This is a genomic window from Burkholderia sp. AU39826, from assembly GCF_020419965.1.
Lineage (GTDB): Bacteria > Pseudomonadota > Gammaproteobacteria > Burkholderiales > Burkholderiaceae > Burkholderia > Burkholderia semiarida.
Genome location: NZ_JAIZQG010000003.1, coordinates 83,724 through 98,432, shown reverse-complemented (window position 1 = coordinate 98,432; position 14,709 = coordinate 83,724). Strand labels below are relative to the sequence as shown.

At 67.7% G+C, this 14,709-nt stretch carries 15 protein-coding genes; 9 read left to right on the top strand and 6 right to left on the bottom strand.

Going from position 1 to position 14,709, the window contains the following annotated elements; translation table 11 throughout:
- Positions 1 to 121 precede the first annotated feature (121 nt).
- Positions 122 to 1,483: an aspartate aminotransferase family protein gene (locus tag LGM42_RS09475; protein WP_060317750.1), complete on the bottom strand. Its 1,362-nt coding sequence runs from the start codon at positions 1,481 to 1,483 to the stop codon at positions 122 to 124.
- A gap of 481 nt (positions 1,484 to 1,964) precedes the next feature.
- On the opposite strand from LGM42_RS09475, the gene LGM42_RS09470 reads away from it, so the two are divergent.
- Both LGM42_RS09470 and LGM42_RS09465 read left to right on the top strand, forming a co-directional pair.
- Positions 1,965 to 2,540 (top strand): CS1 type fimbrial major subunit, encoded by a 576-nt coding sequence (locus LGM42_RS09470; protein ID WP_060317756.1) that lies wholly within the window; start codon positions 1,965 to 1,967, stop codon positions 2,538 to 2,540.
- Between the two features lie 261 nt (positions 2,541 to 2,801).
- Positions 2,802 to 4,799 carry a glycoside hydrolase family 28 protein gene (locus LGM42_RS09465; RefSeq protein WP_060317759.1) on the top strand — a complete coding sequence of 666 codons (1,998 nt, stop codon included), beginning with the start codon at positions 2,802 to 2,804 and terminating at the stop codon, positions 4,797 to 4,799.
- Positions 4,800 to 4,863: 64 nt separating this feature from the next.
- Here the strand turns inward: LGM42_RS09465 and LGM42_RS09460 are convergent, their stop codons facing one another.
- Together LGM42_RS09460 and LGM42_RS09455 are read right to left on the bottom strand one after the other, a co-directional pair.
- Positions 4,864 to 5,373, bottom strand: coding sequence for a GNAT family N-acetyltransferase (locus LGM42_RS09460; RefSeq protein ID WP_059582180.1), 510 nt, complete (start codon positions 5,371 to 5,373; stop codon positions 4,864 to 4,866).
- 280 nt (positions 5,374 to 5,653) lie between these two features.
- Entirely contained in the window at positions 5,654 to 6,301 is a 648-nt protein-coding gene (locus LGM42_RS09455; RefSeq protein WP_226232080.1) for a glycine zipper 2TM domain-containing protein, read from the bottom strand.
- Between the two features lie 464 nt (positions 6,302 to 6,765).
- Between LGM42_RS09455 and LGM42_RS09450 the strand changes: the two genes are divergently transcribed.
- The 3 genes from LGM42_RS09450 (at position 6,766) to LGM42_RS09440 (ending at position 9,745) form a co-directional block, all read left to right on the top strand.
- Positions 6,766 to 7,965 carry an amidohydrolase family protein gene (locus LGM42_RS09450; RefSeq protein WP_226232079.1) on the top strand — a complete coding sequence of 400 codons (1,200 nt, stop codon included), beginning with the start codon at positions 6,766 to 6,768 and terminating at the stop codon, positions 7,963 to 7,965.
- Between the two features lie 67 nt (positions 7,966 to 8,032).
- The gene (locus LGM42_RS09445; protein WP_226232078.1) at positions 8,033 to 9,217 is read left to right on the top strand and encodes an amidohydrolase family protein; all 1,185 of its coding nucleotides are present in this window, start codon (positions 8,033 to 8,035) and stop codon (positions 9,215 to 9,217) included.
- Between the two features lie 54 nt (positions 9,218 to 9,271).
- A complete protein-coding gene (locus LGM42_RS09440) occupies positions 9,272 to 9,745 on the top strand; it encodes a nuclear transport factor 2 family protein (protein ID WP_060317937.1) in 474 nt (157 codons plus the stop codon).
- A 218-nt stretch (positions 9,746 to 9,963) separates the two neighbouring features.
- Here the strand turns inward: LGM42_RS09440 and LGM42_RS09435 are convergent, their stop codons facing one another.
- Positions 9,964 to 10,827, bottom strand: coding sequence for a LysR family transcriptional regulator (locus LGM42_RS09435; RefSeq protein ID WP_226232077.1), 864 nt, complete (start codon positions 10,825 to 10,827; stop codon positions 9,964 to 9,966).
- 187 nt (positions 10,828 to 11,014) lie between these two features.
- Between LGM42_RS09435 and LGM42_RS09430 the strand changes: the two genes are divergently transcribed.
- The 4 genes from LGM42_RS09430 (at position 11,015) to LGM42_RS09415 (ending at position 13,291) form a co-directional block, all read left to right on the top strand.
- Positions 11,015 to 11,218, top strand: coding sequence for a hypothetical protein (locus tag LGM42_RS09430; RefSeq protein WP_226232076.1), 204 nt, complete (start codon positions 11,015 to 11,017; stop codon positions 11,216 to 11,218).
- 25 nt (positions 11,219 to 11,243) lie between these two features.
- Positions 11,244 to 11,489, top strand: a complete 246-nt coding sequence (locus tag LGM42_RS09425; RefSeq protein ID WP_060317772.1) for an AbrB/MazE/SpoVT family DNA-binding domain-containing protein — start codon at positions 11,244 to 11,246, stop codon at positions 11,487 to 11,489.
- Positions 11,486 to 11,884: a PIN domain-containing protein gene (locus LGM42_RS09420; RefSeq protein ID WP_060317775.1), complete on the top strand. Its 399-nt coding sequence runs from the start codon at positions 11,486 to 11,488 to the stop codon at positions 11,882 to 11,884. Before LGM42_RS09425 ends, LGM42_RS09420 begins: the two co-directional genes overlap by 4 nt.
- Before the next feature lie 549 nt (positions 11,885 to 12,433).
- Positions 12,434 to 13,291 (top strand): phytanoyl-CoA dioxygenase family protein, encoded by an 858-nt coding sequence (locus LGM42_RS09415; protein ID WP_060317778.1) that lies wholly within the window; start codon positions 12,434 to 12,436, stop codon positions 13,289 to 13,291.
- A gap of 66 nt (positions 13,292 to 13,357) precedes the next feature.
- On the opposite strand, the gene hutC is transcribed toward LGM42_RS09415, so the two are convergent.
- Both hutC and LGM42_RS09405 read right to left on the bottom strand, forming a co-directional pair.
- The gene (hutC, locus tag LGM42_RS09410) at positions 13,358 to 14,095 is read right to left on the bottom strand and encodes a histidine utilization repressor (protein WP_059581643.1); all 738 of its coding nucleotides are present in this window, start codon (positions 14,093 to 14,095) and stop codon (positions 13,358 to 13,360) included.
- A 31-nt stretch (positions 14,096 to 14,126) separates the two neighbouring features.
- Positions 14,127 to 14,669 carry a helix-turn-helix domain-containing protein gene (locus LGM42_RS09405; RefSeq protein WP_060317781.1) on the bottom strand — a complete coding sequence of 181 codons (543 nt, stop codon included), beginning with the start codon at positions 14,667 to 14,669 and terminating at the stop codon, positions 14,127 to 14,129.
- Positions 14,670 to 14,709: the final 40 nt, after the last annotated feature.

The window sequence follows — 14,709 nt, the reverse complement described above, 5'->3', positions numbered from 1 at the left end:
GTGCGGGTCGCTGCGTATTCGGTTCGCTGCGTGCGCGGCGCCACTTCGTCATCGACGCCGCATCGATGCGCGAGCGCACCGGCTTGCCGGCGCGCCGAGAATCCTCCGTCGTCGTATTCGATCAACCGGCCAGTTCGCCCAGGCACGCATCGAATTGCGCGACGAGCCGGTCGACATCGTCCGCCGTCGTTTGCGGGCACACGAGCATCATGTTGTGGAACGGCGTGATCAGCACGCCGCGATTCAGCAGGTACAGATGCACGATGTGCTCGAGTTCGCTGTCGAGCTGCGCGCCGGCCAGCGTGCCGTTGCGCGGCGGCACGGGCGCGAACTGAAACTCGGTGCGCGCGCCGATGCGCGTCACGCACCACGGCAGCCCGTGTTTCGCGATCGCCTGTTCGAGGCCCGTCGCGAGCCGCGCGGCGAGTGCGAACATGTGCGCATACGCGGCGTCGGTCGCCACTTCGGCGAGCGTCGCGCGCATCGCGTGCATCGCGAGCATGTTCGCGGTGAGCGTCGTGCCGATGCCCGAATGGCCGGGCGGCGCGTTCAGCTTCGCCGCTTTCGCGCGCTCCGCGAATTCGGCGCTGAACCCGTACACCGCGCACGGCACGCCGCCCGCGATCGGCTTGCCGACCACCAGCATGTCGGGTTCGAGACCGTGCGCGACCGCGTAGCCGCCGGGGCCGCTGCTGATCGTGTGCGTCTCGTCGATCACGAGCAGCGTGCCGTGGCGGCGCGTCAGTTCGCGCGCGGCCTCCCAGAAGCCCGCGTCGGGCAGCACCATGCCGATGTTCGTCATCGCGGGCTCGGCGAGCACGCATGCGACGTCGCCGTCCTTAAGCGCCGCTTCGAGCGCGGCCAGATCGTTGAATTCGACGACGCGCGTGTTCGCCAGCAGATCGTACGACTGCCCGAGCAGGCTGTCGCGCTGCACCGGGCGGCCGTCGAGGAGATCGACGAACACGTCGTCGACCGTGCCGTGATAGCAGCCGTTGAACACGACGATCGTGTTTCGGCCGGTCGCCGCGCGCGCCCAGCGCAGCACGAAGCGGTTCGCGTCGCTCGCGCTCAGCGCGAATTGCCAGATCGGCAGCTTGAAGCGGCGCGCGAGTTCGCGCGATACCCAGGCGGCGTCCTCGCTCGGCAGCATCGTCGTGTAGCCGCGCGTGGCCTGCTCGACGAGCGCGCGGGCGACGGGTTCGGGCGCATGGCCGAACATCGCGCCCGTATCGCCGAGGCAGAAATCGACGTAGCGATGGCCGTCGACGTCGGTGAACGTCGCGCCGCGCGCTTCCTTCACGTATAGCGAGAACGGGGTCGACCAGTCCTGCATCCAGTGCAACGGCACGCCGAACAGCAGATGCTCGGACGCTTCCGCGGACAGCGCGCGGGAAACCGGCATGGCTTCGGTGAACGCGCGGCGCTCGCGATCGAACAGCGCGCGGGCGCGGATGAGGTCGACTCCGTGGCGGGTAGGCAAAGGCAGCTCCTGGGCTGTGGGAATGGGAAACGATAGCGCGGGCAGCGGGGGGCTGAACAGAGGCGGAATTACCGAGGCGGGTGGGCGACGGGCGCGACGCGGCCCGCGCGGTAGCGCGATTTTCGGGCGATTTCCATTTGATTTTGAGATAGCACTGGTGAACGGAAACGGATGCGGGTTGTGAAGGTTTGCATGGATTTTTATCCTCCCGCGCCCGACCTATCGTTGCTGCAGGCCGAGTGCGGCATCGACGTCATTCAGGCGTGGGGCCTGGCGACGCGGCCTCGGCACGGTCGGGATCGGCACCGGCCGGCCCGTTCGATTGCACGGACGATTGGTGCATTGAATTCCGCGGCAATCTTGCCGGCTAATTTCGAGATAAAGGAATTCCGGATTTTTTCCGTAATGGTGGGAGTTGGGTGCGTGAAGTGAGCCGTTTTTCGACGATCGGATTTTAACCATCAGGATGCGAAACCACACCATGAAGACCTCCAGACATCTCGTCGCACTCGCCGTGAGCATTGCATTGATCGAGGTCGCCCATGCGGGCCAGACGTCGCCGCAAGCGGTCGTCAAGACGATCCGCCTGACCGCGCACATCGGCGACATCCTGTTCGTTTCGCAGCCGGACGATGCCGCATACGGCCTGGTCGAATTGAACGACACGGACGGCAAGCAGCAGACGTTCGCCGCGGCGCTGCCGATCCGCGTACGCACGACCAATCCCGATATCAACGTCACGTTGTTGCAGCCGCTGCGGTTCTCGAACGGTCGCGACGACATGGCCCATGCGAAGGTCGTGCTGACGGGCAAGGCGAGCAGCGCGGAAATCGCGCCCGGCGCCGCCCACGCGCTCGTGGCGACGACGCGGGGGCGCGACGGCTTTGACGGCTACGACGAAACCCGCATGCTGAAGGTCAGCGCGCAAGCGCCGGCCGCGAGCGCGGCGCCGCCGGCCCACGGAAGTTATCGCGGCGATCTGATGCTGGTGTTCGAGCCGGCTGCGTCGGCGGGACGCGAGCCGGCGACGGCGCCGACTGCGATAGCGGGCGAGTAGGAAAATCGCCTCGGAGCACATCGTCGGCCCGGCGATTCAGTTAGAGTTGTTGCGCATAAACATACGACAACATATCTCTAAAGGCTAGTTGGGCGAGGTGAGTGTGCGCACACATACCGCACACGATGTCGGAGAAAACAGGGTAAACGACAAATACGTGTCTTCCATCGATCGCGTCTAGACTGCGTGATGTAGTACGACGACGTATAAATCATGATCCGCCGCCCGGCGCATCGATACCCTTACCCTGAAGGAGTGCCCATGGCCGCCCCTCGCCGCCGTTCGTCTTCGCCCGTCCGATCATCCACCCCGAAACGGGTATCGCGCCGCGCCTTCATCGGCTGGACCGGCGCACTCGCCAGCGGCGCGATGTTCGGTGGGCCGTTGACGGCCACCCGGGCGCTGGCGGCGGGCACGACGCCCCATGCGTCGGCGGTCGATCTCGTATGGGGCGAGCACGGCGCGGCGGCGCGCATCGCCGCGTCGCTCGCGCACGTGTCGCGGCTCGCGCGGCACGGTCGCGACTTCGACGTGACGCACTACGGCGCGCGCCGGTGCGCGACGGTCGCGCAGACGTCGCCGTGGCCGGTCGCGAAATCGCCCGTCAGCCCCGGTTCCGAACTGACGACCGCGCCCGGCGCATTCGATTCGCGCCCGGCGTTTCTCGCGGCGATCGACGCGTGCCGGCGCGAAGGCGGCGGCCGGGTCGTCGTGCCGGCGGGCACCTGGTATTGCGCGGGGCCGATCGTGCTGCAGAGCAACGTCACGTTCCATCTGAGCGCGAATTGCACGATCTATTTCAGCCCGAACCCGGCCGACTACGCGAAGGACGGCCCGGTCGATTGCGGCGCGAACGGCCGGCTGTATTACAGCCGCTGGCAGGCGAACGATTGCCTGAACTACGGCGCGCCCGTCTACGCACGCAACGCGACGAACATCGCGCTGACCGGCGAAGGTCCGACGTCGGTGCTCAACGGGCAGGCAATGACGCCGTTCTCCGGCAGCGGCGCGAACAGCGTCTGCTGGTGGACCTACAAGGGTACGTCCGGCGCATACGGCGCGAGCGCGGCGGTGCCGGCCCAGAATGGCGCGAACCCGAACAACGTCGACCTGCGGATCGTCGCGCCCGCGATTCCCGACGCGCTCTATGCGATGCTGACGTCGCCCGTCACGCCGTGGCAGCAGGACCAGAACTACCTGCCCGCGCTGTCCGAGGCCGGCGTGCCGGTGGAGAAGCGGATTTTCGGACTGGGCCACTACCTGCGGCCGTGCATGGTCGAATTCATCGGCTGCACGAACGTGCTGATGGCGAACTACCAGACGCAGAACACGCCGTTCTGGCAGCATCATCCGACCGCGAGCCGCAACGTCGTGATCCGCGGCGTGACGACCAACAGCATCGGCCCGAACAACGACGGCTTCGATCCGGATGCATGCACCGACGTGCTCTGCGAGGACTGCACGTTCAACACCGGCGACGACTGCATCGCGATCAAGTCGGGCAAGGACCGCGACACCGAATACGGGCCCGCGAAGCGGCACCTGATCCGCAACTGCACGATGAACAGCGGACACGGCGGGATCACGCTCGGCAGCGAGATGGGCGGCGGCGTCGAGCAGATCTATGCGACCAACCTGTCGATGCTGAACGCAAACTGGCAGACCAATCCGCTGAACATCGCGATTCGCGTGAAGACCAACATGAACCGCGGCGGCTACGTGAAGGATTTCCACGTGAAGGGCGTCACGCTGCCGAACGGCGTGACGCTGAAGGGCGGCGGCTACGGCAGTGCGCTGCTCGCCGGCAGTCCGATCAACGCGAGCGTGCCGCTCGGCGTGGTCACGCCGTCGGCCGGCAACCCGTCGGCCGCGCAGGGCGGCATCGTCACGTTCGACTGCGACTACCAGCCGGCGAACGACGCGGTGCGCACGCGGCCGCCGGTCGTACAGAACGTGACGATCGCCGACGTGACGGCGAGCAACGTGACGCTGAACGGCGTGACCGCATCGTGCTTCCAGGCGATCGTCGCGCAGGGGCCGGTCGCGTTCGACTACAACGGTACGCCGCCGGCGCCGGCCGTGCAGCCGATCTCCGGCGTGACGATCAGCAACTGCGACTTCGGCACGCCGGTGGCGTCAGGCACGCCGACGGTCACGTCGCCGGGGCCGATCTACGCGTTCAACGTGAGCGCCATGGCGCTGACGAACGTGACGATCGCCGGGCAAGTCGTCGACACGACGATCACCGACAAGCGGTGAGAAAGGCAACGCGCCGCGGCGTTCGCGTGCAACCGGCCGGTGCCCGCACGCGAACGCCATCAGGTTACGCCAGCGTCTTGATCATGTAGTGCTCGTCGTAGAAGCGTCCATCGACGAACATCGAGCGCGGCTCCGTGCCGAACCGCACGAACCCCTGCGACGCATACAGTCGCTCCGCGGTACGGTTGACCTCGTTCACGCACAGCATCAACTGGCTGCATCCCCACGCCTGAGCCGCATGCGCGGTCGCGCTGTCGAGCAGCGCGTGCGCGATGCGTTGCCCGCGATACGCGGCGTCGACGTACACGCCCCAGATCGTCGCCTTGTGCGCGATCTTCGTGCGTGCGTCGCGGCGTACGCCGGTGATGCCGACGAGCGTGTCGCCGTCGAACGCACCGAACACGGCCTGAACCTGCGTCGGCGTGAGGCGCTTCGCGAATTCGTCGACCGGCACCTGCGATTCTTCGTCGAGCGTCGGCAGGAAGGACGTGGGCGCGGTGTCGACCGCACGCAGGCGGACGGTCTGGAACTGCGCCGCGTCGGCGGCGTCAAGCAGGCGGATCGTGATCGTCATCGGGGGGTATTCCGGTCGAGGGCGCGCATGCCGGCGCGCCGCTGCCGCGGTCGCGGGATGCATCGTGCTTATCCTAATAGGAATCCGGATGCCGCGTGGCGATGTGCGGTGCGTCGCGCGCGTGGCGCGCACGATCGTGAACGGACAAGACAGTGATGGCGGTACGTCGTACCGCCATCAAGGCGGGAGCGCGTCAAGCGCATGCGCCGTCGCGCCGGTCTGGCGCACGACGTCAAACAAACGACGTGCGCGCGATCGGCTCACGCGCCCGCCGGCGGCATCAATAGCGCGACAGCTGATTGCCGTTGATCTGCACGCGGTCGCCCGGACGCAGGTTGCCCGGCGACTGCACGTCGAACGAGCGCATCGAGCCGTCGCTGACCCGCACGTCGATCCGGTAGCTGCTCGGGCCTTGCGCGGCGCCCATCTGCTGGCCGATCTGGTTGCCGGCCACCGCCCCGCCGAGCGCGCCGATCACGGTTGCCGCATCGCGGCCGTGACCACGGCCGAACTGGTTGCCCACGAGGCCGCCGACCAGCGCACCGACGACGGTGCCGGCCACGCCCGACGGGCCGACCGAGCTGCTGACCGGCTGGATGTTCGACACGGTGCCGTACTGCGTGCCGTACGGGTTCGCGTATTGCTGTTGCTGATTGACGTACTGGTCGTAAGGCTGCGATCCGTACTGCGACGGGTTGCCGTATTGATCGTACGGTTGCGGCGCCTGATTCGGATACGCCGGTTGCTGCTGCACGTAACCCGGTTGCGAATACGCGGGCTGCGCATAGCCGGGCGTCGCGTATTGCTGCTGCGGATAGCCGGGCTGCGCGCCGTAGTAGCCCGGCGCGACACAGGCGGTGAGCGGAAGCGCCGCCACGGCGACGAGCGAGGCGAACAGAACGGTCTTCGTGGAAGGCATGCGCATCATGATGTTTCCTGCATCGGCAACGTGTCCGCCGATGGATTCCCGTCATGGGTGGCGAACTCGGCGTGAGTATAAGGAATGGGCGGATGCGCGTCCGGTGCGGCCGGGTAACAACGTGTAAAGTCTGTTGCCGCGTAAATCGCCGGCTGGGCGGCGCGTCGAAGCCCCCGCGCGCAACGGCGCGACGCGGCTTCCCGGCACCCGCGGGTGGGCGATGCGGCCCATGCGCGGCCGCCGACATTCCAGCCGTTTCCACGGCCGGCGTAACCTGTCCCGCGCTCGGCCCGGCGGCCCTGCGCGCCGCGCATCGGGAAATCGAATGCGCGGCATCGCGACATTTAATTGGCCTCGCGCAGCGGCGTCCGATATCGTGGCCGGATTCCTTGCCAACGGTCGCGCCGCGCCGGCCGCGGTTCCTCCCCCTGTCCGCGCCGGTGTCGCGCCGCGACCGCTCCACCTATCAAGCCATGACCGAACGACTCTTCCTCAACGCCGTCGACGCCGGCGGCCAGCCCGTCAACTTCGTCGTCCGTGACGGCCGCTTCGCCGCGATCGGCGCCGATTGCGCCGCCGCGCCCGGCGCGCAGACGATCGACCTCGACGGCCGCGTCGTGCTGCCCGGTTTCGTCGACGGCCATATCCATCTCGACAAGAGCTTCGTCGGCGATCGCTGGGTGCCGCACGAACCGGTCGGCTCGCTGCGCGAGCGGCTCGCGGTCGAGAAGCGCCAGCTCGCGGCCGCGCCGCCGATCGTCGAGCGTGCGAACGCGCTGATCGCGCAGGCCGCCGCGTTCGGCACGATCGCGATGCGCAGCCACGTTGACGTCGATGCGACGACCGGCCTGTCGAACCTGCACGCCGTGATGGCCGCGCGCGAACGATGGCGCGGCGTCGTCGACATCGAACTGGTCGCGTTTCCGCAGGCCGGCGTGATCACGTGCCCGGGCACTGCCGAGATACTCGACGCAGCCGTGCGCGAAGGCGCGGACGTGGTCGGCGGGATCGACCCGACGACGCTCGACGGCGACGCGGACGGCCAGCTCGACATCGTGTTCGGCATCGCCGAGAAGCGCGGCGCGAAGATCGACATCCATCTGCACGAGCCGGGCGAAACGGGCATCGCGCAACTGCTGCGGATCGCGGCGCGCACGCGCGCAGCCGGGCTCGGCGGGCGCGTGAACGTGAGCCATGCGTACGCGCTCGGCCAGGTGAGCGACGACGACGTGCAGCGCACCGCCGCGGCACTGGCCGAAGCCGGCGTGTCGATCCTGACGAATGCGCCGGGCGACTGCGCGTTCCCGCCGGTGCGACGGCTGCGCGACGCGGGCGTGCACGTGTTCGCAGGCAACGACAACATCCGCGACGCGTGGTGGCCGTACGGCAACGGCGACATGCTGCAGCGCGCGATGATGGTCGGCTACCGCTCCGGTTTCTACACCGACGAAGCGCTCGGCATCGCGCTCGACATGGCGACACACGCCGGCGCTCGCGTGATCGGCAAGGAGAACTACGGAATCGCGGTCGGCTGCGACGCGAGCTTCGTCGCGGTGCGCGCGCCGAATGCGGCGGCGGCCGTCGCGGGCGTGCCGGCCGAACGCTGGGTATTCCGCCGCGGCGAAAGCGATACGGGCGCACCGCTCACGCCGTCGCTGCGCTTCGCGCATTGACCGGCCCGACCGGCGGCGCGGCACCCGCCGTGTCCGCCTTGCACCGACCGACCCGACCGGAGCCGACATGACGAACCTGCTGATCCGCAATGTGCGCACGCGCGCCGACGCCGCGGTCGATATCCTGATCGAAGGCGATCGTATCGCGCGCGTCGGTCCGTCGCTCGACGCGCCCGCCGGCTGCGCGATCGAGGACGGCGCGCTCGCGTTGGCGCTGCCCGGCCTCGTCGAAGGCCACACGCACCTCGACAAGACCCACTGGGGGATGCCGTGGTATCGCAACCAGGTCGGGCCGCGCCTCGTCGATCGCATCGAGAACGAGCGCCACTATCGCGCGACGAGCGGCCACGACGCGGGCGCCGCCTCGCTGGCGCTGGCGCGCGCGTTTCTCGCGGCCGGCACGACGCGCATCCGCACGCACGTCGACGTCGATACCGAAGCCGGGCTGCGCCATCTGCACGGCGTGCTCGCGACGCGCGAGACGCTGCGCGGGCAGGTCGAGATCCAGATCGTCGCGTTTCCGCAATCGGGCGTGCTCCAGCGGCCGGGCACCGATGCGCTGCTGTCCGACGCACTCGACGCCGGCGCGGACCTGCTCGGCGGGCTCGATCCGTGCGCGATCGAAGGCGATCCGGTGGAGGCGGTGGACGTGCTGTTCGCGATCGCCGCGCGCCACGGCCGCGGGCTCGATATCCATCTGCACGAGCGCGGCTCGATGGGCGCGTACTCGCTCGACCTGATCCTGCAGCGCACGGCCGCGCACGGGATGCACGGGAAGGTCGTGATCAGCCATGGCTTTTGCCTTGGCGATATCGCCGAACGCGAGCGCGATGCGCTGCTCGCGCGGATGGCGGCGCTCGGCGTCGCGATCGTCACGACCGCGCCGGCGGCGGTGCCGGTGCCGCCGGTGGCCGCGTGCCGTGCGGCGGGCGTGACCGTGATCGGCGGCAACGACGGCGTGCGCGATACGTGGACGCCGTACGGTTCGCCCGACATGCTCGAACGCGCGATGCTGATCGGCATGCGCAACGATTTCCGCCGCGACGATGCGCTCGAAGTCGCGCTCGACTGCGTGACACACGGCGCGGCACGCGGCTGCGGCTTCGCGGATTACGGGCTGCAGCCGGGCAATCGCGCGGACGTCGTGCTCGTCGATGCGCTGACGTTCGCCCAGGCCGTCGTCGCGCGGCCGGTGCGGCGCCTCGTCGTATCGTCCGGGAAGGTCGTCGCGCGCGACGGCGCGCTGGTCTGAGCGCCGCGTCGCGCCGGTATGATCGGGCTTTCGGCCGGATTTCGGGAGATGACGATGCGACGCACGACCGCGGCACGGGCCGCACGATGGATGGCGGCGGCCCTGTTCGCCGTGAGCGCCGCGCATGCGGTGGCGGCCGGCCCGGCCGACGCGCAGCAGGAAGCCAACCGGCGCGCGGTGCTCGCGTTCTACGAGAAAGGGCTGAACGAGAAGGACGCGGACGCCGCGCTCGCGTACGTCGGCGATTGCTACGTGCAGCACAATCCGAACGCGGCCGACGGCCGCGACGGTTTCCGCAAGTTCGTCGCCTTTCTGCGCGACACATATCCGCAGTCGCACAGCGAGATCAAGCGCGCGTTCGTCGACGGCGATTACGTGATCCTGCACGTGCACGCGGTGCGCGAACCCGGCACGCGCGGCAGCGCGATCATCGACATCTTCCGGCTCGAGCACGGCAAGATCGTCGAACACTGGGACGTCAACCAGCCGGTGCCCGAGCAGGCAGCGAACGGCAACACGATGTTCTGACGCGATCCGCGTTGCCCAGGGGCCATTCTCGTGGCCACCCCAAATTCAAAAATCATTCCAGGGGAATGCCCGAAATCGCCCGCATGGCGGCGTCGCGCGTCACTTGTTTGGCTCGGCCAAACGGCGCTCCTTCCTCCTTGCCTGCGCCCCGCAAGGAAGTCCCCTTGGGGACGAGCGATTTCGGGCATTCGCATGGGCGTTCCGGATGTAAACAGACCCTAGCGTCCTTCGAGTTCCAGCATCTTCGCGAGCGTCTTCGTCAGCGCGCCGACCATCGGGTCGGCCGTCGGCCGGTGCAGGATCGCGATGTCCATGTGCTCGATCGGCGCGAAGCCCTGCTTCGCGGTCAGCACCACATGCTCGTCCGTCACGACGCGCGCGGGCAGCACGCTGATGCCGAGCCCGTCCGCGACGGCCGCCTGGATGCCGCTCAGGCTCGACGTCGTGAAGCTGATCCGCCAGCGGCGGCCGCGCTCCTCGATCGCCTTGATCATGTCGTCGCGATAGAGCCCGCGCGGCGGGAACACGACGAGCGGTACCGGGTCGAGATCGATCGACGGATGCTTCGCGCTGTCGATCCAGCGCAGCTTCTCCGGCCAGCGCACGACGGCCTCGCGGCTGTCGCGCCGCTGCTTGATCAGCACGAGGTCGAGTTCCCCGCGATCGTACGCGGCGCTGATGTCGCGGCTCAGCCCGCACGTCACTTCGAGCTTGACCTGCGGATGCTCGCGCCTGAACGCCGCGAGCGCGTGCGTCGTGCGGCCCGCCGCGAAATCGTCGGGCACGCCGAGCCGGATCGTCAGCGCGACCGTCGCGCCCGACAGCGCTTCCAGCATCTCGTCGTTCAGCGCGAGCATGCGCCGCGCGTAGCTGAGCACCGTCACGCCCGCGTCGGTCGGCCGCACGTCGCGCGTGCCGCGGTCGAGCAGGCGGTGGCCGGCAATTTCCTCGAGCCGGCGCACCTTCTGGCTGACCGTCGACTGCGTCGAATGCAGCCGTGCGGACGCCGTCGTGAAACTGCCGCAATCGGCGACCATCACGAGCGCGCGCAGCAGATCGATGTCGAACAGGGGTCTATTCATTTCTGCACTTATATGGATAAGAGCATTTCATTTCCAAATGCGTGCGACGACTTTTAACATGACCGGACGGCGCGGGCAATCGCGGTTTCGCCCGACCTGGGCGCGGTATTTCGCGGCGTTCTCGGGGCGCTCGACCCGTCGTATCGGCCGCGCGTCGGCGAGCGCCGGCACGCCAGGAGGAAACCGGATGTTGTTCAAACGGATCGCGATCATCGGCTCGTTTGCATTGACCGCGCTCACGTCGGCGGTGGCCGCCGCCGGCGGCGCGCTGGAAGGCCGAATGCGCAGCGCGGCCGACCGCGGCGACGCGGGCGAAGGGCGGATGCTGCTCGAGCGCGGCGCGCGGACAGGCGGCAGCACGGCCCTTGCTTTGCGACTTTCCTTACCGTAAAGTAAGGAGTCAAGGAGGTGCCATCATGACGGCAGCAACGATCACTTCAAAGGGGCAGGTCACGATTCCCGTGGACGTGCGCAATCAGCTTGGTTTGAAGTCTGGAGACCGGATTGAATTCAGCTTCAACGAGGCAACGGGCCGGTATGAACTCATTCCGGCCACGCACTCGCTTGCGTCGCTCAAAGGAATCGTGAAGAAGCCCGCGAAACCGGTATCGATCGAGGACATGAATCGGGCCATCGCCGAGCAGGGAGCATCCGGGCGATGATCGGACTGGATACGAACGTGCTGGTCCGCTACTTCGCTCAGGACGATGTCGTGCAATCGAAGAAGGCGACGGCGCTGATGGAGTCCCTGTCGGCTGAGCGGCCGGGGTATGTTTCACAGGTCGCCTTGGTCGAGGTCGTGTGGGTGCTCGGGCGCTGCTACGGCGTCGAGCGCGAGCAGATGAAGGACATCATCGACTCGATGATCGGCACGAAGGAACTCATGGTGGAAGGTGCCGATACGGTGCGAAAGGCGCTTCGTGTTTTCGCGGCGTCCGCGAAGGCGGACTTCTCGGATTGTCTGATTGAGCGCTCGGGGTTCGCAGCCGAGTGCGAATATACGGCTACATTCGACGTGACGGCCTCGAAGGTCGCCGGAATGCAGTTGATCAAGTAGTCGTCGCCCACGCCGAAAGGCGCAATACGCTGCGGCCGTACCAAGCGGCCTGCCAGGCGGTATAGGGCGCGGCGTCAATACCGCGCTGAACCCCCTTCGCGCCGATCATTCGTATCGACATCGCCGCGCCACGGATATCCGAAAAGGCCATCTCCGTGACGAGCGTGCGCGGTACAGGGTAAACACCCGAATATCCCGGCATTGGCGCTGTGGATCGAGCGCCGTCCTACCACTCCGGTCGCTGCTTGCCCTCGGTTCGCTTCGCCCCGTTCTTCCCCGCTTGCGCTCGAAAATTTAGCAGTCTAGACTGCATCGCAGTTTCATCGAAGCCCCCGTCTTTCGCGCCCAGCGCCGGCATCCCGTCGCAGCGCCTCCACCGGACGCCGGCGTCGCCCGCCGCGTCGAGACTTTCAAGGACACGCCATGACCCGCACCGCAACGCTCCTCGTTACCGCGCCGGCGTTCGCGCCGCTCGTGTCGACACCTACGGCGCAAGGCAACTGACTTCGGCACAGTGACCCCGCCACTCATTCGACCGACAGGCACACCATGACGAGTATCCCGGATCGCGTCGCGCAAGCCGTGACGCCCGAACTGATCGCCGCGTTCCGCGAGGAAGGCGCGGTCTGCATCAAAGGCATCTTTTCCCCCGACGAAGTGGCTGCGCTGCGGGCTGGCATCGACGCGAACCTCGCGCAGCCGAGCGAACGCGCGAAAGTCGCGAGCCGGCCCGACGATCCGGGCTGGTTCTTCGAGGATTTCTGCAACTGGCAGCACAACGACGCGTATCGCGACTTCATCGCGCGCTCGCCGGCCCCGTCTGTCGCCGCCGCGCTGATGGGCACGGACACCGTGCGGCTGCATCACGACCACCTGCTCGTGAAGGAGCCCGGCACGCGGCAGCGCACGCCGTGGCATCAGGATCAGCCGTACTACAACATCGAAGGCGACGACAACGTCAGCATGTGGATTCCGGTCGACCCGGTGCCGCTCGAATCGACGCTGGAATTCGTCGCCGGCTCGCACCGCGGCCCGTGGCTGATGCCGCGCACGTTCATGGACAAGGAGGCGAAGTGGTTCCCGGAAGGCAGCCTCGCCGACCTGCCCGACATCGAAGCCGATCGCGCCGCCTTTCCGATCCGCCGCTGGGCGCTCGAACCCGGCGACATGGTGTGCTTCCGGATGCTCACGCTGCATGCGTCGGGCGGCACGCAGAACCGCCGGCGCGCGTTTTCACTGCGCTTCGTCGGCGACGACATCCGTCACGCGCCGCGCCGCTGGAAAACCTCGCCCGATTTCCCGGGGCTCGCGGCGCAACTGGCCGCCGGCGCGCCGCTCGATCACCCGTTGTTTCCGGTCGTGTGGTCGCGCGACGCGGGGCAGGTGGGTGCGATCGGAGCAGTGTAGATAACGAACGCGGCGGCCGTTTCGTGACGAAACGGCCGCCGTGCGTCTGGGGCGTGCGACAAGCGATCAGGTCGGGTGGCGCCCCGCGCCCGGCTTGAAGCGCGACCCGAGCCGGTAGCGGTTGCCCGGATGCAGGAAGTGCACGAACGTGACGGGCAGCCCGTCCGTCCACGTGCGGCGCGTGAGCGTGAGGCACGGCTCGTCGGCGCGCATGTCGAGCAGCCGCGCCTGTTCGCCGGTCGGCAGCGATGCGTCGACGACGTGCTCGATTTCCAGTTCGTCGTGCGACACGTTGTTGTACAGATACTCGGACGGCGGCTCGGTCTGGAAATCCTGATCGATGAAGCCGGGCGCGGCGGCCGGGTTCACGTAGCGGTCCTCGAGCTGGATCGGGCGGCCGTTTTCCTCGTGCACGCACACCACGTGAAAGACCGGCGTGTTGACCGGCAGGCCGAACGCGGCCGCGACGTCGAACGACGCGGGCTCGCGCGACTGGCTGAGCACGCGGCAGCGGTACTCGTGGCCGCGCGCGCGAATCTCGTCGCGGATATGCGCGATCATCAGCAGGTTCGACTGCGGCTTCACCTCGGCGACGAAGGTTCCGACGCCCGCGATGCGCTTGAGCACGCCTTCCTCGGTCAGCTCGCGCAGCGCGCGGTTGACCGTCATGCGCGCGACGCCGAACTGCGCGGCGAGATCGAGCTCGGACGGAATGCGGTCGCCGGGGCGCCAGTCGCCGGACTCGACGTTCTGGCGAACGAGCGTCTTGATCTGCTGGAACGGTGCGGTGGCCTTGGTGACCATCGGAAGATCCTTGCGCGAAGAAGGGACGAGGCTAGTCGTCGTGGCTGACGATGACCAGGATCTCCGCCTGCGCGGTGCCGAGGCTGCGCGTGCGGTGCGGGATGAGCGCGTTGAAATAGACTGAATCGCCGGCCCTGAGTTGCACCGTCTCGTTCGGAAATTCGATTTCGACGCGGCCCTTGTGCACGAACAGGAATTCCTCGCCTTCGTGCTCGCGGAACGTCGACGCGAGGAATTCGTGCGGCGGATGCACGACGAACGGCAGCATCTTCTTCGGTGCGACGCCGGCCGCGATGCTCTCGAAGCGGTGCGCATGGCTGTCGGCCGCCGCGCCCATCGCGGTGCGCTCGCCGGCGCGCGTGACCGTGATCAGTTCGCGGTTGCGGCTTTCCGAGAACAGTTGCTCGACGTCGACGTTCAGCGCCTTCGACAGCTTCAGCGCGACCGCGATCGACGGCATGCTCAGGCCGCGTTCGACCTTCGACAGGTAGCTCTTCGTGAGACCGGTTTCGTCGGCCAGCACGTCGAGCGTCCAGCCCTTCTGTTTTCTCAGCAGTTTCAGGCGAATCGTCATGGTGCGCCAGGTGTCCTTCGAAAAACCGATTGTAACGCAT

What these genes read in the sequence shown, in the direction of transcription:
- LGM42_RS09420 (WP_060317775.1), top strand. Translation starts at nt 11,486, where the DNA reads ATGATCGGACTGGATACGAACGTGCTGGTCCGCTACTTCGCTCAGGAC.
- LGM42_RS09465 (WP_060317759.1), top strand. Translation starts at nt 2,802, where the DNA reads ATGGCCGCCCCTCGCCGCCGTTCGTCTTCGCCCGTCCGATCATCCACC.
- LGM42_RS09425 (WP_060317772.1), top strand. Translation starts at nt 11,244, where the DNA reads ATGACGGCAGCAACGATCACTTCAAAGGGGCAGGTCACGATTCCCGTG.
- LGM42_RS09455 (WP_226232080.1), bottom strand. Translation starts at nt 6,301, where the DNA reads ATGATGCGCATGCCTTCCACGAAGACCGTTCTGTTCGCCTCGCTCGTC.
- LGM42_RS09445 (WP_226232078.1), top strand. Translation starts at nt 8,033, where the DNA reads ATGACGAACCTGCTGATCCGCAATGTGCGCACGCGCGCCGACGCCGCG.
- LGM42_RS09405 (WP_060317781.1), bottom strand. Translation starts at nt 14,669, where the DNA reads ATGACGATTCGCCTGAAACTGCTGAGAAAACAGAAGGGCTGGACGCTC.
- LGM42_RS09435 (WP_226232077.1), bottom strand. Translation starts at nt 10,827, where the DNA reads ATGAATAGACCCCTGTTCGACATCGATCTGCTGCGCGCGCTCGTGATG.
- LGM42_RS09460 (WP_059582180.1), bottom strand. Translation starts at nt 5,373, where the DNA reads ATGACGATCACGATCCGCCTGCTTGACGCCGCCGACGCGGCGCAGTTC.
- LGM42_RS09450 (WP_226232079.1), top strand. Translation starts at nt 6,766, where the DNA reads ATGACCGAACGACTCTTCCTCAACGCCGTCGACGCCGGCGGCCAGCCC.
- hutC (WP_059581643.1), bottom strand. Translation starts at nt 14,095, where the DNA reads ATGGTCACCAAGGCCACCGCACCGTTCCAGCAGATCAAGACGCTCGTT.
- LGM42_RS09440 (WP_060317937.1), top strand. Translation starts at nt 9,272, where the DNA reads ATGCGACGCACGACCGCGGCACGGGCCGCACGATGGATGGCGGCGGCC.
- LGM42_RS09470 (WP_060317756.1), top strand. Translation starts at nt 1,965, where the DNA reads ATGAAGACCTCCAGACATCTCGTCGCACTCGCCGTGAGCATTGCATTG.
- LGM42_RS09415 (WP_060317778.1), top strand. Translation starts at nt 12,434, where the DNA reads ATGACGAGTATCCCGGATCGCGTCGCGCAAGCCGTGACGCCCGAACTG.
- LGM42_RS09430 (WP_226232076.1), top strand. Translation starts at nt 11,015, where the DNA reads ATGTTGTTCAAACGGATCGCGATCATCGGCTCGTTTGCATTGACCGCG.